The organism is uncultured Adlercreutzia sp., from assembly GCF_958431955.1.
Lineage (GTDB): Bacteria > Actinomycetota > Coriobacteriia > Coriobacteriales > Eggerthellaceae > Adlercreutzia.
The window spans coordinates 37732-59601 of sequence record NZ_CAUASN010000018.1; the positions used below are offsets into that span (position 1 = coordinate 37732).

Consider the following 21870-nt stretch of genomic DNA (forward strand, 5'->3'; position numbering starts at 1 on the left):
ACCGAGCATTATAGTACAAGTTACTTGCGGCCGTCGTCCTCGTCGTGGGAGTGGCGCGGGGTGATGCGGCCGTGGCCCTGCATGTGCAGCTTCGGGAGGCGCCCCGATATTCCGGGCATGTTCTCCAGGCGGATGGGCCTCAAGGTTCCCGTGGTGCCGGGCGCGGTGGCGTCGGCGATGGGGTTCACCGTCTCGGCGTCGTCGGGAGTGCCCTTGAAGAACACGCCGTCCTCGGCCACGAGGTGGCGGCCGGTCTTCTTCTCGAAATAGTACACGAACACCGACTTGGCCACGGCCACGAGCGGGATGGAGGCGAGCATGCCCACGAGCGACCCTAAAAGCCCGCTCATGGCGCCGCCGAGCGCCGAGCCCACCATCAAGGCGAACAGGGTGAGGGCCGGGTGGATGTCCACGGAGTTCGCCATGATCTTCGGCGAGATGAAGGTGTAGACGAGCTGCTGGATGATAATGGTGCCGATAAGCGCGATGGCCGCGGTCACCGGCCCGGCGAAGATGGCCACGATGGCCGCCAGGGCGCCGCCGATCCAGGGGCCGATGATGGGGATGATGTTCATGACGCCGGTGATGAGGCCGAGCACGGCGGCGTTGGGAACGCCCGCCACGGCGAACAGGATGCCGCAGCCCACGCCGATGATGGCGCACTGCAGAAGCGTGCCCTTGATGTAGCCGCCCATGACCCGGGTGAAGGTGGCATGGAAGAACTCGGCGTCCTCGGCGTGCTTCGGGCCGATGAGGCGGCGCGTCTCGCGGCCGATGGCCGGCAGCTCCATGAGCACCCAGAACGCGATAACGAGCCCGAAGCCCAGGGCCATAAGCCCGTTGGCGAGCGTGGTGCCGAAGGCCATGACGCCGCTTCCGGCCCCCGAGGCCACGCCGGCCGCCCAGGAGGCCGCCGACTTCTGCGCCTCGGCGATGAGGTTCTTCACCGTGTCGTCCTCGAAGAACTGGGCGTAGCGGGCGTAAAGGTCGTTGCCCCAGGCGGTGATGGCCTCCACGTAGTGGGGCATGCTCGTGAGCAAGTCGTTGAACTGGGAGTTCAGGCCGAACATAGGCGAGAACAAGAGAAAGCCCACCGCCGCCAGCACGAGGGCCATCACGATATAGGCCACCGTCGTGCCGATGGCGCGGTTCACGTGGATGCGCTCCAGGCCGTTCACGATGCCGCGCAGGCAGAACACGATGATCACGGTCCAGATGAGGATGGCCACCGGCACCGACAGGATGCCCATGAGCCACACCACGCCGCCGAGAAGGATGATGGCGGCAATGACCGACCACAGATCGAGGAAACGGGCGCGCGCCCTCAGCTGGCGCGCGGTCAGGGTGCGGTCGGCGGTCAGGCGCGGGTTGTTAGCGACAGGGGCCTCGTTGCTCATGACTCTTCCTCACAGAATCCACGCGAACTAGCGGGCGGCGCGGAAGCCGCCGTCCACGGGAGCCGGGGCGGCCTGGGCCGCGGCGGCATTCGGCGACAGCGACGGGGAGGCGGCATCGGCCGCAGGGGCCGGCGCCGGGGCCGAGACCGGGGCGGCGTGGGCCGCGGCGGGGGTGTCGGCGTCGGTGGCGGAGACGGCGGCGTTCGTGATCGTGGCCGCCGTGGAGCCCAGCTGGCTCTCGAAGGCGTCGGTGCGGGTGGCGCGGGCAGCCGCGTCGGCCTTGCGGGCGGCGCGGCGCGCCTTCTGCTCGGACATGACGGCGCTCGCCGCATCGCCCACGGCGCTCACGGCCTCGGACACGGTGGCGGAGCGCTCGGGCGCGGAGGGCTTCGAGGCGCCGCCGAGGCGCACCGACTCGTCGGAGGCGTAGCGGGGCTTGAACTTGCTGCGCAGCTTGCCGGTGAGCGTGTTCACCAGATCGATAGGCGCGCTCGTCACCGTGTCCACGGCGCCGGCGGCCTTCGAGACCGAGTCGGTGATCTGGGTGACGTCCTCGAGGATCTGATCGACCCGCATGAGCTCGAGGTTCGCCGCGTCCACCGTGAGGGAGAGGCGCTCCACGAGCGGGTCCACGCGCCCGACGGCGGGCTTGGCCTCCTCAGCCATGGCGTTCGCCTTCTCCATGAGGGGGGTCACCTGCTCGACGAGGAGCGTGTTCACGTTGCCCACCAGGGGCGTCACCTCGGAGGTGATCTTCTCCACGTTGCGCAGGGTGGGGGTGAGTTCCTCGTGGGCATCGTCGATGGTGGCGCGCGTCGAGCGGATGGTCAGCGCCAGCTCCACGACGAACCAGACGAGCACCGCGCCGACGAGCACGTATACCACGGGCAGCGCGATGTCCACGATAGCGGCGAAATCCATGATGAGCCTCCTTATAATTCCGAAGACTTGACTATACTATTACCGCGCCCATTCTAATTGCGCCTTTTCCCATTTCACAGAAGGCCGTCACACAGTAGCCATTCCGTTAACGGAAGTTGGCATCGCGTCAACTGCCCTGCTGCGGGCCCGGCGGTCGCCTATCGCGCGCGGCCGCCTCGGCGCGGTAGGCCTCCCAACCCCGCTCGCTCGGCTGGTAGAAGCAGCCCCGCTCGAGCCCCTCGGGCAGGTAGCGCTGATCTACCCAACCGCCCGGGTAGCTGTGGGGGTACTTGTACTGCCCGTAGTTCTCCGAGCCCGGGCGGTGGCGGTCGCGCAGGTAGTCGGGCACCTTGCGCACCGGCCCCTGGCGCACCTCGCGAAGGGCCGCGTCGATGGCGGCCTCGGCGGCGTTGGACTTCGGAGCGAGCGCCAGGTAGATGGCCGCCTGGGCCAGGTTGATGCGGCACTCGGGATAGCCGATGACCTCGGCGGCGCGGAAGGCGGCCTCGGCCACGAGCAGCGCCTGCGGATCGGCGTTGCCGATGTCCTCGGAGGCGGCGATGTACATGCGCCGGGCGATGAACTTGGGGTCCTCTCCCCCGTCGATCATGCGGGCGAGCCAGTACACGGCGGCATCGGGATCGCTGCCGCGCATGGACTTGATGAACGCGGAGATGATGTCGTAGTGCATGTCCTTGTTCTTGTCGTAGGGCAGCACCCGGTGCGGCGTGGCGGCCCGCACCATGGCTTCGGTGATGGCCGTCGGCGAGGCGGGCGTGCCCGGCGCGGCCATGCCCGCGGCTAGCTCCAGCGTGGTAAGCGCCCCGCGCCCGTCGCCGCCTGCCAGGGTGACGATGGCGTCGAGGGCCGCATCCTCGAGCCCATAGCAGCCCGAAAGCCCCCGCTCGTCGGCCACGGCGCGCTGCACGAGGCGCGCGACGTCGTCATCGGCCAGGGAGTGCAGCTCCACCACCCGCGAGCGGGAGATGAGCGCGGAGTTCACCTCGAAGAACGGGTTCTCGGTCGTGGCGCCCACGAGCACCACGAGCCTATCCTCCACCGCGTGCAGCAGCGCGTCCTGCTGGCTGCGATTGAACCGGTGGATCTCGTCCACGAACAGGATGGTGCGCAGGCCCCCCGACACGAGACGGCGCTCGGCCTCGCCGATCTCACGACGCAGGTCGGACACGGTGCCGCCGATGGCCGACACCTCCACGAAAGTGGCCTTGGTGGACTCGGCGATCACATGGGCGAGCGAGGTCTTCCCCGTGCCCGCGGGCCCGAACAGGATGACCGAGCTCAAGGTGTCGTTCTCGATGGCGGCCCTAAGCCAGCTGCCCTCGCCCACCGCCTCGGCCTGGCCCACCACCTCGTCGAGCGCGCGGGGCCGCATGCGCACCGCGAGCGGCGCGACATCGGCCCGGCGATCGTTCTCCATTGCAGTAAATAAGGTATCCATGGCGCCTATCCTACCATGGCTTCGGGGAAATGCGAAGGAGAAATCGAACAAATGTTTACTATGAGGGGCGTCCGAGGGATTCCTCCACCCGCATCATGCGGTAGCCCACCCCCACGTGGGTCTGGAGGTAGATCGGGTTGGCGGGGTCGGGCTCGATCTTCTTGCGCAGGGTGGCCATGAACACGCGCAGGCTCGGCAGGTCGGAGGCCACGGCCTGCCCCCACACCTCCTTCAGGATGTAGTTGTGGGTGAGCACCTTGCCGGTGTTGCGGGCCAGAAGCGCGAGCAGCTTGTACTCGATGGGCGTGAGGTGCAGCTCGGCCCCGTCGAGGGAGGCCACGCCGGCGTCGAAGTCGATGGAAAGCCCGCCGTTGCGCCAGACATCCGGCGCGGCGGGGGCGGGCGCGTCGTAGGACAGGCGCCGCAGGGCCACCCGCACCCGGGCCAGAAGCTCCTCCACCGAGAAGGGCTTCGTCAGGTAGTCGTCGGCGCCCGCGTCGAGGGCCGCCACCTTGTCGGCGTCCTCCTGGCGGGCCGATAGCACGATCACCGGCATGCGCGACCACCCGCGCAGGGCGGCGATGACCTCCACCCCGTCGCGGTCGGGCAGCCCCAGGTCGAGGATGACCATCTCGATGTCGGCCGAGCAGGTGAGCTCGGCGAGCGCGGCGCGGGCCGAGGCGGCCTCGCGGTGGGCGTAGCCGTTCACGTCCAGCGCGGTGGCCACGAGGTTGCGCACCGCCGGGTCGTCCTCCACCACGAGGATGATGCCCGAGTTCCTAGCGGCCATCGCCTCCACCCCCTCCCGCCTCGGCGCCGGCCGGCGGGACGGCGGGGGCGCTCCAGGCGCCGTCCTGCGCGGGAAGCTCGGCCGCGGGCAGCCGGAACGAGAATGAGCAGCCGCCGCCGGGGGCGTCCTCGAGGACGATGTCGCTGCCGTGGGCGCGCAGGATGGAACGGCACAGCGCGAGGCCGAGCCCCATGCCCCGGCGGGTATCGCCCCCCTCCCCGGCCGGGCCGCCCTCGGCGCGGCTGCCGTGGTAGAACAGGTCGAAGACCCGCTCCTTCTCGGCGTCGGGGATGCCCGGGCCGTTGTCGGTCACCGCGATCTCCACGCACGCGGGGCCCGCACCGCCCGTCCGGCGGGCCGACAGCGCGATGGCCGAGCCGGGCGGCGTGTAGGCCGCGGCGTTGTTCAGCAGGTTCACCACCACCTGCACGATGAGGCGCCCGTCCATCTGGGCCATGAGCAGCTCGTCTTCCACCTCGACGGCGACCGCATGCTCGGAGGCGGCGCGGCTCGCGTGGCGCAGGGCCTCGTCGAACACGTCGGACAGAAGCTCCGGCGCACAGGCGAGCTCCACCGCCCCGTCGTCGAGGCGCGTCACCGACAGCAGGTTCTCCACCAGATCGATGAGCCAGTTCGCGTCGTCGTGGATATCGGCGGCCAGGCGCCGGCGCTGCTCGGCGTCGAGGGCCCCCTCGGCGGCGAGCAGCATGTCGGCGTCCCCGGATATGCTCGTCAGCGGCGTGCGCAGGTCGTGGGAGATGGCCCGCAGCAAGTTGGTGCGCAGGGCCTCCTTCTCGGCCTTCACCGACAGGTTGCGGCGCTCGGCGGCCAGCGCCAGGGCCTGGGCCTGCTGGCCGCACTCGTCGAGCAGGGCGATGAGCAGGTTCTTCTCGAAGGAACCGAAGTCGTCGCTGTCGGAGCCCATGACGAGCCCCGCCACGCCGAAGACGCGGTCCCGCGCCCGGATGGGTAAATAGAGGCAGCGCGTTTCGCGCAGGGTGTCGGTGGTGGCGCCGGCCGGCTCCCCGTTGGCCGCCACCCAGGCCGCCACGGCCGCCTCGCCCGGGGCCGTGAGCGCCGCCGTCTCCGCATCGCCCCCGCCCGTGCCCGGCACGTCGAACACGCGGGCCGGCGCCAGGCCGCCCGGAGCGGACGCGTCGGCCCGGTAGATGACCACGGGTCGATCGAGGATCTTCACCACTTGGGCCGCCGCCGTCTCGAGGCACGCGTCCAGGGTGGGCGCGGCCTGGAGCTTGCGGCTGCTCTCCAGGAGCACCTCGGTGCGGTAGGAGCGGCGGGCCGCGAGGGCCGCCTGGCGCTTGAGGCGAATGGCCAGCGACGACGCCGCAAGCGTGCCCACCAGCAGGAACGCGAATATCACCGGTGCCGACAGCCCGTAGGCGTGGAAGGTGAAGCGCGGCGCGGTGAACAGGAAGTTGTAGGCCACCACGCTGCCGAGGGCCGCGAGCACCGCGTAGAGGAAGCCGTCGGCGCGGGTGGCCAGAAGCAGCGCCACGAGCAGGTAGATCATGAGGATGACCGACGTGGTGGGACTCACCGCCCACGCCACGGCGCTCACGGCCGAGGCGAGCCCCACGGCCGCGGCGGCCCGGCCCGCATCGGCGGCGGTGGGCCGAAAGCCCGTCGAGGCCCGCAGGCGCTCGAGCACCGAGGGGGCGTCCACCGCGGGCACCACGGTGATGACGGCCTCGGGGGCCGCCCGCATGAGCCGCCAGGCCACCTCCCCGCGCCCGAACAGGCGCGGGCGGGCGGACGCGGCCGACACCACGATGCGGCGGATGCCGGCGGTGGCCGCGTAGAGCGCCACCGGTTGCACGGGATCGTCGCCGGCGAGGGTGACCACCCGCGCGCCCACCTCCTCGGCGAGCGCCACGGCCCTGTCGCGGGCCTCGTGCTCCTCCCCCTCGCCCCGCGAGCTCCCCGATTCCACCACCAGGGCCGTGAGCGAGCCGTGCATGGCCTCGGCCAGGTTCGCCGCCGTGCGGATGACCCGGGGGGCGGTGCTGTCGGAGCCGAGGAGCACGAGCACGTCCTCGCCGCCGGCCGCATGGGGCGCCACGGCCGCCGGGGCGTTGCGCGTGAGGCGGTCGGCGGCGCGGCGCAGGGCGATCTCGCGCAGGGCGGCCAGGTTCGGACGGGAGAAGAAGTGGGCGAGCGCGGTGCCCACGCGCTCGGGAGCGTAGATCTTGCCCGCCTCGAGGCGCTCGATGAGCTCGGCCGGCTCCACGTCGACGATCTCCACCGAGTCGGCGGCGTCGAAGATGCGGTCGGGAATGCGCTCTGAGGGCGCCACGGCGGTCACGGCGGCGATGCGGTCGTTGAGGCCCTCCAGATGCTGCACGTTCACCGTGGTGTACACGTCGATGCCGGCGCGCAGCAGCTCCTCCACGTCCTGGTAGCGCTTGCGGTGGCGGCAACCGGGGGCGTTGGTGTGGGCCAGCTCGTCCACGAGCACGATCTGGGGATGCCGCGCCAGGGCGGCGTCCAGGTCGAACTCCCGCAGCGCGATGCCGCGGTGCTCCACGACGCGGGGCTCGAGCACCTCGAGGCCCGCGAGGAGCGCCAGCGTGTCGGCCCGGGTGTGCGGCTCCACGTAGCCCACCACCGCATCGGCGCCCTCGCCCTGCACCCGGTGGGCCTCGCTGAGCATGGCGTAGGTCTTCCCCACGCCGGCGGCGTAGCCGAAGAACACCTTCAGCTTGCCGCGCGAGGCGCGCTCCTCGGCCGCCTCCCCCTCGGCTTCCTCCTCGCGGATGCGTTGGAGAATGGCGTCGGGATCGCGGCGGACATCGACCAAGTCCCGCGTCTCGCGCCCCTCGCGCATAGCCCTCGCTCCTTCCGCATGCCATAGATTACCGTTTTCATCATCCTATCATCACGGCGCGCCGCGATGGTTTCGCCCAATCAACAGTTAATCAATGGCAGGAAGGCGTCCGAGGAAGTCGGTGAGGCTCCGGCAGGCGAGCGCATTACAGGATGCCGTCGAGCATGAGGTTCACCTTCAGCACGTTCACCCGCGCCTCGCCGAGGGCTCCCAGAAGCGGCCGCTCGGTGCAGGAGCGGATGATGCCGCGCACCTCCTCCTCGGTGCGGCCCGTGGCCGCCGCGATGCGCCCCACCTGGTACTCGGCGGCGGCCGGCGAGATGTGCGGGTCGAAGCCGGAGCCCGACACCGTGACCAGCTCGCTCGGCACCGGCGCGTCGCCCTGGTCGGGATGGGCCGCGCGCACGGCCGCCACCCGCTCGGCCACGCGGAAGGCGAACTCGTCGCTGGCCGGGCTCAGGTTCTCGGGGCCGTACCACAGGAGCGGCTCGCCGTCCGCGCCGGAAAACGTGGAGGCGTCGGCCACCGTGGGGCGCCCCCACAGGTGGTCCTCGTCGCTGAAGGGCTGGCCCACCAGGGCGCTTCCGTACTTCACGCCGTCCACCTCGATGATGGACCCCGTCGCCTGGGACGGGAACGCCGCAGCCGCCACCCCCGTCACGACGAGCGGGTAGAGCCCTCCGAGGACGACGGTGGCCGCCAGCAGCAGCCCCACGGACGTGGCGGCGATGCGCGCGATTTGGCTTCCGTTCATGATGCTTCCTTTCCCGCGGCCGCGCCTAGGCAACGCCCAGGGCGACCATCAGCATATCGAGCGCCTTGATGGCGACGAAGGGGACGACAACGCCGCCCAGGCCGTACACCGCCAGGTTGCGGGCGAGCAGGCTTTGCGGCGTGCCCTCGCGGTACTTCACCCCGCGCAGGGCGAGCGGAATGAGCGCCACGATGATGAGCGCGTTGTACACGATGGCGGCGAGCATGGCCGAGGCGGGGCTTGCCAGGTGCATGATGTTGAGCGCCTCGAGTCCCGGGTACAGCGGCACGAGCAGCGCCGGGATGACCGCGAAGTACTTCGCCAGGTCGTTGGCGATGGAGAAGGTGGTGAGGCTGCCGCGGGTCATGAGCAGCTGCTTGCCGATGCGCACGATCTCGATGAGCTTGGTGGGCGAGGAGTCCAGATCCACCATGTTGCCCGCCTCCTTCGCCGCCTGGGTGCCGGAGTTCATGGCCACGGCCACGTCGGCCTGGGCGAGCGCCGGGGCGTCGTTGGTGCCGTCGCCGGTCATGGCCACGAGGTGCCCCTCGGCCTGGTAGCGGCGGATGGCCTCGAGCTTCGCCTCAGGCGTAGCCTCGGCGATGAAGTCGTCCAGCCCCGCCTCGGCGGCGATGGCCGCGGCGGTGAGCGGGTTGTCGCCGGTGACCATGACCGTCTTGATGCCCATGGCGTGCAGGTCGGCGAAGTTCTCGCGGATGCCCGACTTGATGATGTCCTTCAGATGGATGACCCCGAGCACGCGCCCGTCGCGGGCCACCACGAGCGGCGTGCCGCCCGAACGCGCCACCTCGTCGGCCAGGGCCGCCACCTGGGCCGGCCAGGCGCCCCCGAGAGCCTCCACGTAGGCGCGCACCGCGTCGGCCGCCCCCTTGCGGATCTCGTGGCCGTCGAAGTCGACCCCGCTCATGCGCGTCTGGGCCGTGAAGGGCACCACGGCGAAGTGGCCGCCCGACAAGGTGCGCTCGCGGATGCCGAAGCGTTCCTTGGCGAGCACCACCACGGAACGCCCCTCGGGCGTCTCGTCGGCGAGGCTCGCCAGCTGGGCGGCGTCGGCCAGGTCGCGCTCGGAGATGCCGTCCACGGGCAGGAAGGCCGCGGCCTGGCGGTTGCCGAGCGTGATGGTGCCCGTCTTGTCGAGCAAAAGCACGTCCACATCTCCCGCCGCCTCCACGGCGCGCCCACTCGTGGCCAGCACGTTGGCCGCGTTCAGGCGGCTCATGCCGGCGATGCCGATGGCGGACAGGAGCGCGCCGATGGTGGTGGGCGCCAGGCACACGAACAGGGCCACGAGCGACGTGATGCCGAGCGGGTTCGCCTCGCCGGCCTGGCCGGCCGAGAAGGCGCCGAAGGCGTAGAGCGCGAAGGTCACGACGAGGAAGACGAGGGTGAGCGCGATGAGGAACAGCTCGAGCGCGCGCTCGTTGGGGGTCTTCTTGCGGGCGGCCGACTCCACCATGGCGATCATCTGGTCGAGGAAGCTGTGCCCGGCCTCGGCCGACACCCGGGCCACGAGCCAGTCCGACAGCACGGTGGTGCCGCCGGTGAGCGCCGAGCGGTCGCCGCCGCTCTCGCGCACCACCGGGGCCGACTCGCCCGTGATGGCGCTCTCGTCCACGCTCGCGGCGCCCATGAGGATCTCGCCGTCGGCCGGCACCTGCTCGCCGGCCACGACGAGGTACACGTCCCCGCGCGCCAGCGCCGTGGAGCTCACCGAGCGGGCACCCCGGCGCAGCGCCTCCACCGGATCGTCCGCCTCGGCCGCCGCGGCGAGCGCGGCGGCGTCCACCTTCAGGGCGGCCACGTCGCGCTTGGCCGAGCGCAGGGCGTCGGCCTGGGCCTTGCCGCGGCCCTCGGCCAGGGCCTCGGCGAAGTTGCCGAACAGCACCGTGGCCCACAGGATGGCGGTCACCGCGGCGATGTAGCCCGCCGGCGCATCGGAGATACCCGCCAGGGCCAGCGCGAACAGCGCAGTGGTCAGCGCGGCCGACACGTACACCATGAACATCACGGGGTTTTTGGCCTGCTCGCGCACGGAGAGCTTCGCCACGGCGCCCGCAAGGGCCCGGCGCAGGTCGGCGCCCCCCTCGCGCCGCCCCCGCGGGGCAGACGCGCCCGGGGCCTTCTCTGCCAACGTCGTCATCACACGCCGCCTTTCCTACAACACCGCGCCGACCTGCTCGGCAACCGGACCCAGGGCCAGGGCCGGCAGCAGCGTGAGCGCGCCGACGAGTACGATAATCACCAACAGGAGGAGCACGAACAGGGGGCTGGCCGTGGAAAGCGAGCCGGCCCCGGCCGCCACCGGCTCGCGCTGGGCGAGGCGGCCGGCCAGAACGAGCGCGCAGGCCACGGGGATGAGGCGCCCGGCGAGCATCTCTACGGCCAGCACCACGTTCACGAAGGGCGCGTTCGCGTCGAGCCCCGCGAAGGCCGAGCCGTTGTTGGCCCCCGCCGACACCGCCGCGTACAGGATCTCCGTGAAGCCGGCAGACCCCGGCTCTCCCACCGGCACGAGGGAGGAGGGCGCCAGGCAGAGCACCGTGGCGGCCGCGAGGATCACGAGCGCCGGCGCCGTCACCATCACCACGGCGGCGCGCATCTCGGCCGGGCCGATCTTCTTGCCCAGGTACTCCGGCGTGCGGCCCACCATGAGGCTCGCGATGAACACCGTGAGCACCGTGAATCCCAGAAGCCCCGCCAGCCCCGTGCCCGCGCCCCCGCCGACAACCTCGCCGAGGCCCATGAGCACGATCGGCACGATGGCGCCGGCGGGGGTGAGCCCCTCCAGCGAGGCGTTCGTCGACCCGTTGGCGGCCGCCGTGGTGAACGCCGTCCAGATAGCCGACTCGCCGGTGCCGACGCGGCACTCCTTGCCCTCCATATTGCCGGCCGACTGCCCGAGCGAGCCGGTGTACACCGCGCCGTCCTGGGCCAGCTGGGGCGTGCCGGCGAACTCGGCCGCCACGATGGCCGCAAGAGCGGCGGCCAGGAGCACCAGCACGCAGGCCATGAGCGCCCGGCCCTGGCGGCGGTCGGCCACCATGCGCCCGAAGCTCAGGATGAGCGTGAGGGGCAGAAGCATGATGGCCGCGCACTGCACGAGGTTCGCAAGCGGCGTGGGGTTCTCCAAGGCGGAGGCGGAGTTGGCGCCGTTGAAGCCGCCGCCGTTGGTGCCGAGCTGCTTGATGGCCACCTGGGAGGCCTGGGGGCCGAGCGGAACCACGGACTCGGTCACCTCCTGCACGGCCGCCGGGTCGTCGGCGTCCACCACGTTACCCTCCTCGTCGAGCCCCACCGGCTCCAGCAGCTGCACGGTCTCGTAGCCCTGGAAGGTCTGGGGCGTGCCCTGGGAGACCTCCACCACGGCCAGCACGAGCGACAGGGGCAGAAGCACGCACAGCACCACGCGGATGACGTCGGCGAAGAAGTTCCCCACCGTGCCGGCGGCCGCCGACCACATGCCGCGCATGAGGGCGAAGGCCACCGCGATGCCCACCGCCGGCGACAGGAAGTTCTGCACGGCGAGGCCGGCGGCCTGGGAGAAGTAGCTCAGGTGCGACTCGCCGGCCACGGCCTGCCAGTCGGTGTTGGTGGCGAAGCTCACCGCCACGTTGAGGGCCGTGTCGGCCGGAAGGCCCGGAAAGCCCTCGGGGTTGCCGGGCAGCGCGCCCTGGCCGACGAGCAGCACGAACAGCCCCGCCACCGACACACCCGTGAACACGAGCACGCACGCGAGATAGCGCTTCCAGCCCATGGCATCGTCGGGGTTCACCCTCAGCAGCCGGAATGCCGCCCGCTCCACCGGGCCGGTGACCCGCCGGGCCGCGCAGGAGCGTCCCTCCATCACGTTCACCAGATAGCCCGACAGCGGAACGGCGCACGCCAGCACGAGCGCCAGCAGGGCCGCCGCCTCGAGCAGGGCCGCGCCCACCTCGGCTCCCATCACCGCTCACCGCCCCTCAGAAGCAGCACCGCGAGGTACACCATCGCGGCCACGGCCAGCACGCCCACGATTGCGGTCACCTGCGCCATGTTCGCCACCCTTTCGCCTCAAGGCCCCGCCAAGGGCCGCCTGCCTTCCCGATGCGGCGCCGCGCCGTGCGCAGCCTTACGCATCCTTAGAAAGCAGTCTAGGCAAAGGGGAATAAATGCGCCGTTAAGGTTCCCGCGCAGATATTAAGACGGCATTAAGGCGGAGTTACCACCCGTCGGGGAGGAGAAGGGGTCTCGGCGGCCGACTTCGCGCTTGTCCTCCTCCAAACGCGGCAAGCGAAGCAGAGAAGATGACGCACGCAGGTCGGTACCGTCCCCGCATCGCTGCTGCTGAAGTAGAATCTGCTTCTTATGAGCCGCGTTTTCCGGAGGGCGCTCAGACGGCCGCCGAGACCCCTCCCCCTCCCCGGCCCCACAGGCGACTCCCCTAGTAGGGCTGCTCCAGATCGCCCTGGGCGAGGGCATCGGCGGACAGCGGCGAGAAGGCGCCGGCGCGATAGCGGTCGAGCGCCACCTCCGCGATCATGCCGGCATTGTCGCCGCAGGAGGCGAGCGGGGGCATCACGAGGCGCACCCCTTCCTCGGCGCACATCTTCTCGTAGGCCTGTCGCAGGGCCGGGTTTGCCGCCACGCCGCCGCCGAGGCAGAACGTGGGGGCGCCGGTCTCGCGCAGGGCGGTGCGGGCCTTGGCCACCTGCACGTCCACCACAGCCGCCTCGAAGCTCGCACAGATGTCGGGCACGGAAAGCTCGCGGCCGGCGGCGCGCTCGTTGTTGATGTAGGTGACCACGGCGGTCTTCAGACCCGAGAGCGAGAAGCTCAAGTCCCCCGAGTGCAGCATGGCCCGCGGGAAGGGAATGGCGGCAGGATCGCCCTCCGCCGCGAACTTCGACACCACCGGTCCGCCGGGGTACCCCAGCCCGAGCGCCTTGGCCACTTTGTCGAAGGCCTCGCCTACCGCATCGTCGATGGTGGCGCCGAGCACCTTGTAGTCGCCCCAGTCGGCCATAAACACGAGCAGCGTGTTGCCGCCCGACACGAGCGACACCACCGCCGGCGGCGCGAAATCGGGCAGGCCGATCTTATTGGCGTAGAGATGCCCCTCCAAATGGTTCACCACGATGAAGGGAATGCCGGCCCCCCAGGCCGCGCCCTTCGCGAAGGCCACGCCCACCACGAGCGCGCCCACGAGCCCCGGCGCATAGGTGACGGCCACCGCGTCCAGATCGCGCCAGCGCACCGACGGGCGGGCGAGACTCGCGGCCGCGGCATCGAGCGCCTCGTCGCACACGCCGCAGATGGCCTCGATGTGCTTGCGGCTGGCGATCTCGGGCACCACGCCGCCGAAGCGGGCATGGAAGTCCACCTGGCTCGCCACCACGTCGCTGCGCAGCGCGCCGACCCCGTCGATGACGGCCGCGGCGGTCTCGTCGCAGGACGACTCGATGGCCAGGATGAGCGGGCGGGCGGGCTCGGGAGCGCCGGCGGGCGTTTCTGGGACGCCGTCCGGCGCCGCTGCCCATTCCCCGTTCGGCACGGCGGCCAAGGTGATGGTGGGCAGCGGCCCCTGCATGATGACGGCGTCCTCCCCGTCGGAGTAGTAGCGCGGGCGCACCCCCACGTTCTTATAGCCGAGGGCCGCGTACAACGCCTGGGCGCCCCCGTTGGCAGCGCGCACCTCGAGCGAGCTCGTGCGCGCGCCCAGGTTGCGCGCATCGTCGGCCACGCGGGCCAGCAGGGCCCGCGCGATGCCGTGGCGGCGCCAGTCGGGGCTCACCCCCACCTTTAAAATCTGCACGTCACCGTCGACCACCCAGCCGCCCGCGTAGCCCACCAAAGGCGCATCGGCCGCAAGCGGCATCTTCGGGTCGGCGGCGTAGGCGGCCCACCACACGCGGTCGGGCCGTCCCAACTCGTCAGCCACCAGGGTCTCGCTCCAGGCATCCGACCCCATGACCTCCGCTTCCAGCGCGGCCACGTCGGCCACATGGCGCGCATCGAGGGGTTTGTAGGCGATGCCCTCCCCGTTGGCCCGCGCGTTCGCAATAGCGGTGTCGTTCATGGTCACATGCTTGCTGCCGCGCTTGCCGGCCAGGTTTTCCCCGGCCTGGGCCAGGCGCGTCCGCTCGTTTTCCTCGGCATCGGAGAGACGCGTGTACACCGGCAGAAGAAAGCCGGGGTCATGCCGGCGCGCGTCGAGGGGATCGCACTCCCCCGCCCGCCAGGCTGCCTGGACGGCGAGGAGGAGCCCCGCACCCGTGGGCGTCCACAGTTCCTCGGACAGCACGTGCCCGCACGGCGCGAAGAGCTCACCGTACTTGCGCAGGGCGTCGCCGGTCACAAACGGCAGCGCGGCATCGGAAGCGGGGGGCCCGTCAACCCCGGCAGCTGGACCGCCGGCTGAACGCGCCGCGGCCCCCTCCGCCAGCTCCTCGGCCGCTTCCGCTGCCTTCACCACGCGGTCGGCCGAGAGGCGTACCACGCCCGCATCGGTAAGCGCGAACCGCACCGGGTACACCTCGCGGCGCATGGCGTCGGCCACCACGGTTCCCTCGCCGCGCACGCCCGCGGCCCATGCGCCCCAGGCCACCGCGTCGAGCGACGACACGCCCACGAGCGCCACCTCGAGCGCGCTCGCGATGCCCTTGGCCGTGGCAAGCGCGATGCGCACGCCGGTGAACGAACCCGGCCCGCGGCCCACTGCCACGCAGGCGATCCCGCCGCGCGCCACACCGGCCGCCGCGCACAGCCCGTCGATGCGGGGCAGAAGCTGGGTGTTCGACGCCCGCCGCGCCTCCACTTCAACAGCGGCCACGCATTCCACCTCACGCGCATCGGGATGCAAGAGCCCCAAGCCGATGGTGATCACCTCGTTGGCCGTATCGAAGGCAAGTACGTAAGAGCGCTCAGTATTCAAAGGGGGACCTTCCCGAAGACAACAGATCAGCGCCCTATTGTACTCCACTGCGCAGCGGCGTCGCGAGACAAACCGCACGAGGCCCTACAGCTTGCACTTCCCCAGGCGCGCCTTGGAGTCGTTGGCCCATACGCACAGCAGCTGGCGGGCGCGGCTGCCGTAGGAGTGGGCCACGATGCGGCGGGATCCGTCGGGCTCCACGGTAACGGTCAGCTCCAGGTAGTCGTAGGGCATGTCCTCGGGGAATTTCTCGGCCCATTCCACGAAGGCCACCCCATCCCCGTCGCCGTCGATGGCGCTGTAGTAGTCGATGTCCTCCAGCTGAAGGCGGTCGTCCAGCCGGTACAGGTCGTAATGGCGCACGGGAATGCGGCCCTCGCCGTATTCCAGGAGAATGTTGAAGGTGGGGCTCGTCACCGGCGTGCGCACGCCGAGGGCGGCGGCCACCCCCTGCACGAACTGGGTCTTGCCCGCGCCCAAATCGCCGTCGAGCACCACCACATCGCCCGGGTGCAGGTAGGGCGCCAGGGTGGAGGCGAGCTGCTTGGTCGCCTCGGACGTGGAGGTGGTGCGCTGGTATGTCAGTCCGTTTGCCATGCCCCTATCTTACGGCTCGCGCCCCGCGGCGCAACCCCCGCCACGATGACGCCGCAAAACCCGACCGAATTACCCATATTCCTTACTTTTTCTTAGGCCGGGGAATATCACGGTCGCGTTTTGGAGGCGGCCTCCCGACAATGGGCTACTGCTCCTTCTTCGTGCGATGGCAAGCGTACATGGTCACGCCCACGAGCACGCCGCCCACGATGTTGCCGAGGGTGACCGGGATGAGGTTCGCCGTGATGAAGTCGCCGAAGGTGAGCAGGGCCGTGTTGATGCCCGCCGCATCGATCATGCCGGTGTAGGCCGGGTTCATATAGGCGAAGATGCCTGCCGGCACGTAGTACATGTCGGCCACGCAGTGCTCGAAGCCGGCCAGCACGAAGCCCATGATGGGGAAGAAGATGCCGAGGATGCGCCCGGCGGTGTCCTGGGCGGTGTTGGCCTGGTACACCGCGATGCACACCATGAGGTTGCAGAAGATGCCGAGCACGAAGGCGTTCACCCAAGGAAGCGCGTTCTTCGTGGCGGCCACCTTCGCCGTGTACACGGCCAAGTCGCCCCCGCCGATGTTCAGCTGGCCGAAGAACGCCATGCAGGCGGCCAGCACCACCGCGCCCACCAGGTTGCCCAGAAACACGATGCCCCAGTTGCGCAGCAGAAGGCCCCAGCTGATCTTGCCGTCCAAGGCCGCCGTGATCATGAGCGCGTTGCCCGTGAACAGCTCGGTGCCCATGAGGATGACCATCATGAGGCCTACGGGGAAGATGAGGCCCGACATGAGGCGCACGAGCCCCGCGTTCTCAAGGCCATGGGCCGCCGTGGAGGAGGTGACCGCGCCCAGGCCGATGAGCAGGCCCGCGGCCACGGCGAGCACGAACAGGCGCCACGCGGGCGACTTCGCCTTGCCCACGGAGGCCTTCATGTAGTTGTCGGTGATCTCGGTGGGGGTGAAGATGGCCACGGGGCGCCCTCCTTCTCGCAAACATTAGTGAAGGACATATCATTTCACGAGTCGGCGGCCGTATCCGCGCCGATGCCGCACCAATCGGCTGGCGGCGCGGCTGCGGGCCACCCTATTCGGCCGCCTCCCGCTGCGCGGCCCGTTCGGCGGCGCGCACCACATGGGCCAGCGTCACCCCCGTGGTCACGCCGCCCAGACCACCGGGCACGGGCGTGATGGCGCCGTCCTCGCCGAGAAGCGGCTCCACGGCGGCGAAGTCCACATCCCCACAGAGATTGCCCGTCTCATCGAAGTTGATGCCCACGTCGAGCACGGTCTGACCCGGCGCGAAGAACTCCGGCCCGAAGGCGCGGGCCTGGCCCGTGGCGCACACCACGATGTCGGCTTCGCGGGTATGGGCGGCGGCGTCCTCGGTGCGCGAGTGGGCCATGGTGACCGTGGCGTGGCGGGCCAAGAGCATCATGGCCACGGGACGACCGATCACCAGGCTGCGCCCGAGCACCACCACGCGCTTGCCCGCCACGGGAATGCCGTAGAAGTCGAGCGCCTCCAGGCACGCCTGGGCCGTGGCTGGGGGAAAGCCCTCCCCCGTGTCGGCGAACACACCCGCCAGCGACGCCGCGCCGATGCCGTCGATGTCCTTCTCCGGCGCCAAGCGGTCGCACACCGCACGCTCGTCGATATGCGGCGGCAGCGGGCGGAACATCAGGCAGCCGTGGATGGCATCGTCGGCGTTCACCGCATCGATCACGGCCTCCAGCTCGGTTTGGGGTGCGTCGGCGGCAAGCGTGAAGCGGCGCACTGCAACACCGAGGGCGTCGGCCCGTTTCATCGCGGTGCGCTCGTAGGATAAGTCATCGGGCCGCTCGCCCATGCGCACGATGGCCAGGCACGGCACCACGCCCGCCTGGGCCAAGCGCTCGATGCGCGGTGCCAGGCGCTCGGCCAGATCAGCGGACACTTCCTTGCCCGTCAGCAGCTTCGCCATTTAGCCCAACCGCCTTACCACGTCGTCGTACACATCGTCGGCCAGAGCGCCTCCGGCGTCGATGAGCTCTTCCATTTCCTCGCGGTAGGCTCCGGCCCGGGCGGCATCGTCCATGGAGGCGATGTTGATGCGCACGTTCAAACTGGCCGCTAGCAGGGCCGCCTTCGCGAGCACCGCGCCCGCGCCCGCATCGGACACAGCGAGCGTGCTGCCATGCTTGGCGAGGAACACGCAGGATTCCACCACCTGCACGCACTGGCGCATAATCTCGAGCGGCACCTCGCAGGCATCCACGAGCGCCGCCTGAAGCGCCGCCTTCTGGGCTGCGGCCTCCTCGTCGGTGCCGCGCGGCATACCGTAGGCCGCAGCCAGGGGCGCGAAGGCGCGCGCGTCGGCATCGATAAGCTCCAGCAAGCGCAGGCGCGTGTCGGCCAGCTCCAGAAGCTCCGATTGCACGCGCTCCTCCACCTCGGCGTACTTCTTCTTGCCCACGGTGAGGTTGCCCACCATGGAGGCCAGGGCCGAAGCCAGCGCGCCCGCATAGGCCGAGGCCCCGCCCCCGCCCGGCGTCGGCTCCTTCGACGCCAGCGCCTCAATGAACTCGGTGTTTACCATTAGAACAGGCCCGTGATGGTGCCGTCTTCCAGCACGTCGATCTTGTGGGCCGCCGGCGCCTTGCCCAGGCCCGGCATGGTCATGATGGAGCCGGTGAGCGCCACGATGAAGCCGGCGCCGGCCGACACCTTCACCTGGCGCACCGTGATGGTGAAGTCGCGCGGCGCGCCGAGCTTGGCGGCGTCGTCCGAGAAGGAGTACTGGGTCTTGGCCATGCACACGGGCATGCCGCCGAAGCCCAGGGCCTCCAGCTGCGCGATCTCCTTCTGCGCGGCGGGCTCGAACACCACGCCGTCGGCACGGTAGACCCGCTTGGCGATGGCCTCGATCTTCTCGGCGATGGAAAGATCGCTCTCATAGGAGAACGAGAAGGTCTCCGCCGAGCGGCCAGCCGCGTCGCCGTCCTCGCAGAGGGCCACCACCTCGTCGGCGAGCGCCAGGCCGCCCTCGCCGCCCTTCGCCCACACCTCGGACAGGGCCACGTTCACGCCCAGCTCGCGGCACTTGGCCTCTACCAAATCCAGCTCGGCCTTGGTGTCGGTCGGGAAGGCGTTGATGGCCACCACGCAGGGCAGGTTGTACACGTTCGTGATGTTCTCCACGTGCTGCAGCAGGTTCGGCAGACCCGCCTCCAGCGCTTCCAGATTTTCCTCGTTCAAGTCGGCCTTGGCCACACCGCCGTGGTTCTTGAGCGCGCGCACCGTGGCCACCACAACCACCGCGTCGGGCTTCAGGCCGGCAAGGCGGCACTTGATGTCGAGGAACTTCTCCGCGCCCAGATCGGCGCCGAAGCCGGCCTCGGTGACGCAGTAGTCGCCCAGCGCCATGGCCATGCGGGTGGCCATGATGGAGTTGCAGCCGTGGGCGATGTTGGCGAAGGGGCCGCCGTGCACGAAGGCCGGCGTGCCCTCCAGCGTCTGCACGAGGTTCGGCTTCAGGGCGTCCTTCAGAAGCGCCGCCATGGCGCCCTCGGCCTTCAGATCGTGGGCGGTGACGGGCTTATCGTCGTAGGTGTAGCCCACCACGATGCGGCCCAAGCGTTCCTTCAGGTCGGTGATGGAGGTGGCCAGGCAGAAGATGGCCATGACCTCGCTGGCCACGGTGATGTCGAAGCCGTCCTCGCGGGGCACGCCGTGGGCCTTGCCGCCCAGGCCGTCCACGATGTGGCGCAGCTGGCGGTCGTTCATGTCCACCACGCGCTTCCAGGTGATCTTGCGCACGTCGATGTTCAGCTCGTTGCCGTTCTGGATGTGAGCGTCCAGCAGCGCCGCAAGCAGGTTGTTGGCCGCACCGATGGCGTGGAAGTCGCCGGTGAAGTGCAGGTTGATGTCCTCCATAGGAATGACCTGGGCGTACCCGCCGCCGGCAGCGCCGCCCTTGATGCCGAACACGGGCCCGAGCGACGGCTCGCGCAAGGCCACGACCACGTTCTTCCCGCGCTTGGCGAGGGCATCGGCCAGACCGACGGTGGTGGTGGTCTTGCCCTCGCCGGCGGGCGTGGGGTTGATGGCCGTCACCAGGATGAGCTTGCCCGGGGCGTGCTCCTCCTCGCGCAGCAGGTTGTAATCGACCTTCGCCTTGTAGTTTCCGTACAGCTCGAGGTACTTCTCGTCGACGCCGGCGATGCGGGCGATCTCGCCAATCGGTTTCGGTTCGGTCGCCTGGGCAATTTCAATGTCGGTCAACACGTCGGGCCCTTCTTTCTCTTGTCGCGGCGCCGGGAAGCTCCGGTGCGCCTCTCCTCGCGGACGTGCCCTGCGCGGACGGCGACAGCCGCCTCCGGGAGCACTCCCCCATTCTAGCGAGGCACGCGGGCCTCGGAGCGCCCGCATCCCCAAAGGGCGCAACTTCCCCGCATTGCGGAGGCCGACGGGCGCGGGGACGCAGGGGCCGTCAGGGGCCAGCTACGCCTCGGCGCGCGCGGCGATGAGGCGCAGGCCCTCCAGGGTGAGCTCGGAGTTCACGGCGGTGATGGTGGACGAATGGGGCGCCACCACCGGGGCCAGGCCGCCCGTGGCGATGACCGGCGCCTCGTAGCCCAGCTGGGCGAAGATGCGGCGCACAAGGCCGTCCACGCGGTCGGCCTCCCCCAGCATGATGCCCGCCTGGATGGCCTCCACCGTGGAGGTGCCGATGACCCGGGGCGGCACCACCAAATCGATCACGGGAAGGCGCGCGCCATGGGAGAACAGGGCGTTGGCAGAGGTCTGCACGCCCGGAGCGATCACGCCGCCGCGGAAGCGCCCCTCGGCATCGACGACCTCGATGTTGGTGGCCGTGCCGAAGTCGACCACCACCACCGGAGCCCCGTACAAAACGCGCGCCGCCACGGCGTCGGCCACGCGGTCGGCGCCGATCTCGGCCGGACGGGGATAATCGGCTTCGAACAGCCCTTCTGCCGTCGCAGCCGAGCACACGAGCGGCGCCACGCCCGTGGCGTCCTCCACCGCGCGCACCCATGCCTGGGTAAGTGACGGAACCACCGAGGCGACGGATCCCGCTCTCACGTCCCGAAACGCCAGATCGCCCAGAGTGAACAGCGACGAGAGCGTCACACGCAGCTCGTCGGCCGTCGCCGTTCGGCTCGTGGCGATCCGCCACATAGATTCAAGCTTCTCACCAGCGTAAACTCCGATGACGGTATGGGTGTTCCCTATGTCGATGGCAAGTAACATAATTATGACAATCTTTCTCAATTTTCCAGTAAAATGTGACACAGTGTTTATAGCGACACTGTACTTGATTATATCAAGGTTCAAACGATATGCCCCCAAAGGGCAATCGTCGGAATGACGAGAGAAAGGCAAGACCCATGATTGAGACACCGAGCCGAATCCTTGTCGTTGACGACGAGCCGTCGATCACTGAATTCGTAAGCTACGCGTTGAAGAAGGAAGGTTACGAGGCCGACGTCGTCGACAATGGCGAAGATGCATTCGCCCTGGCAAGCGCGAACAACTACGATCTGTTCGTCCTCGACATCATGCTGCCGGGCATCGACGGCTACGAGCTGTGCCGCCGCCTGCGCTCGAAGACCACCGCGCCCGTGCTGTTCCTTTCCGCCCGCGACACTGAGCTGGACAAGGTAGTGGGCCTGGAAATCGGCGGCGACGACTACCTGGCCAAGCCCTTCGGCGTGCGCGAGCTCATCGCCCGCGTCCGCGCTCTGCTGCGCCGCGGCCAGGGCGGCGAGTTCCCCGGCGCCTCCAACTCCATCACCGCCTCCGGCATCACCCTGGACGAGGACGCCCACACCGCCGCCGGCGACCACGGCGAGATCGACCTGACGCCCCGCGAGTTCGAGCTTCTGGCGAGCCTCATGAAGAGCGCCGGCAAGGTGGTCTCCCGCGAGGATCTGCTGCGCGACGCCTGGGGCTGGGAGTACCTCACCGAGACCAAGACGGTGGACACCCACATCAAGCGCCTGCGCGACAAGATCCACGCCGCCGGCTACGACCCGGCCCTCGTGGAAACCGTCCGCGGCTACGGCTACCGCTTCAAGGCTTAAAGCCCGGCGCGAACATGCCCCGCAACCCAAGGAGGCTCCCACCGGGAGCCTCCTTCTTTGTCGCATCTCCCCGAGATCGGGCCGCGGGGTGGTGCTCA

General features: G+C 69.9%; 16 protein-coding genes. 1 reads left to right on the plus strand and 15 read right to left on the minus strand.

Translation table 11 applies throughout. The features are described 5' to 3' along the window. Positions 1–20 precede the first annotated feature (20 nt). The 15 genes from Q5064_RS07045 to Q5064_RS07115 form a co-directional block, all read right to left on the minus strand. The gene (locus Q5064_RS07045; RefSeq protein ID WP_302963337.1) at positions 21–1397 is read right to left on the minus strand and encodes an AI-2E family transporter; all 1377 of its coding nucleotides are present in this window, start codon (positions 1395–1397) and stop codon (positions 21–23) included. 27 nt (positions 1398–1424) lie between these two features. Next, positions 1425–2318, minus strand: coding sequence for a DUF948 domain-containing protein (locus Q5064_RS07050; RefSeq protein WP_302963338.1), 894 nt, complete (start codon positions 2316–2318; stop codon positions 1425–1427). Positions 2319–2445: 127 nt separating this feature from the next. Further along, positions 2446–3777: a replication-associated recombination protein A gene (locus tag Q5064_RS07055; protein WP_302963339.1), complete on the minus strand. Its 1332-nt coding sequence runs from the start codon at positions 3775–3777 to the stop codon at positions 2446–2448. A 58-nt stretch (positions 3778–3835) separates the two neighbouring features. After that, complete coding sequence (locus tag Q5064_RS07060) at positions 3836–4567, minus strand: response regulator (protein WP_302963340.1); 732 nt, start codon at positions 4565–4567, stop codon at positions 3836–3838. After that, on the minus strand, positions 4557–7412 hold the full coding sequence (locus tag Q5064_RS07065; protein WP_302963342.1) for a sensor histidine kinase KdpD: 2856 nt from the start codon (positions 7410–7412) through the stop codon (positions 4557–4559). Before Q5064_RS07065 ends, Q5064_RS07060 begins: the two co-directional genes overlap by 11 nt. A 145-nt stretch (positions 7413–7557) precedes the next feature. Beyond that, entirely contained in the window at positions 7558–8166 is a 609-nt protein-coding gene (locus Q5064_RS07070) for a potassium-transporting ATPase subunit C (RefSeq protein WP_302963343.1), read from the minus strand. 25 nt (positions 8167–8191) lie between these two features. Continuing rightward, positions 8192–10327 carry a potassium-transporting ATPase subunit KdpB gene (gene kdpB, locus Q5064_RS07075; RefSeq protein WP_302963357.1) on the minus strand — a complete coding sequence of 712 codons (2136 nt, stop codon included), beginning with the start codon at positions 10325–10327 and terminating at the stop codon, positions 8192–8194. Positions 10328–10342: 15 nt separating this feature from the next. Further along, positions 10343–12130, minus strand: a complete 1788-nt coding sequence (gene kdpA, locus Q5064_RS07080; protein ID WP_302963370.1) for a potassium-transporting ATPase subunit KdpA — start codon at positions 12128–12130, stop codon at positions 10343–10345. Positions 12131–12607: 477 nt separating this feature from the next. After that, on the minus strand, positions 12608–15097 hold the full coding sequence (tsaD, locus tag Q5064_RS07085; RefSeq protein WP_302963360.1) for a tRNA (adenosine(37)-N6)-threonylcarbamoyltransferase complex transferase subunit TsaD: 2490 nt from the start codon (positions 15095–15097) through the stop codon (positions 12608–12610). A gap of 84 nt (positions 15098–15181) precedes the next feature. After that, positions 15182–15694, minus strand: coding sequence for a tRNA (adenosine(37)-N6)-threonylcarbamoyltransferase complex ATPase subunit type 1 TsaE (gene tsaE, locus Q5064_RS07090; RefSeq protein ID WP_302963362.1), 513 nt, complete (start codon positions 15692–15694; stop codon positions 15182–15184). 145 nt (positions 15695–15839) lie between these two features. Continuing rightward, the gene (locus Q5064_RS07095) at positions 15840–16661 is read right to left on the minus strand and encodes a formate/nitrite transporter family protein (protein WP_302963364.1); all 822 of its coding nucleotides are present in this window, start codon (positions 16659–16661) and stop codon (positions 15840–15842) included. A gap of 112 nt (positions 16662–16773) precedes the next feature. Next, positions 16774–17649, minus strand: coding sequence for a bifunctional 5,10-methylenetetrahydrofolate dehydrogenase/5,10-methenyltetrahydrofolate cyclohydrolase (locus Q5064_RS07100; RefSeq protein ID WP_302963365.1), 876 nt, complete (start codon positions 17647–17649; stop codon positions 16774–16776). Beyond that, positions 17650–18264, minus strand: coding sequence for a cyclodeaminase/cyclohydrolase family protein (locus tag Q5064_RS07105; RefSeq protein ID WP_302963366.1), 615 nt, complete (start codon positions 18262–18264; stop codon positions 17650–17652). Beyond that, a complete protein-coding gene (locus Q5064_RS07110; protein ID WP_302963367.1) occupies positions 18264–19952 on the minus strand; it encodes a formate--tetrahydrofolate ligase in 1689 nt (562 codons plus the stop codon). The genes Q5064_RS07105 and Q5064_RS07110 overlap by 1 nt, the downstream gene beginning before the upstream one ends. A 216-nt stretch (positions 19953–20168) precedes the next feature. Then, positions 20169–20939 carry a type III pantothenate kinase gene (locus Q5064_RS07115; RefSeq protein ID WP_302963368.1) on the minus strand — a complete coding sequence of 257 codons (771 nt, stop codon included), beginning with the start codon at positions 20937–20939 and terminating at the stop codon, positions 20169–20171. A gap of 137 nt (positions 20940–21076) precedes the next feature. Between Q5064_RS07115 and Q5064_RS07120 the strand changes: the two genes are divergently transcribed. Beyond that, the gene (locus Q5064_RS07120; protein ID WP_302963369.1) at positions 21077–21772 is read left to right on the plus strand and encodes a response regulator transcription factor; all 696 of its coding nucleotides are present in this window, start codon (positions 21077–21079) and stop codon (positions 21770–21772) included. Positions 21773–21870 lie beyond the last annotated feature (98 nt).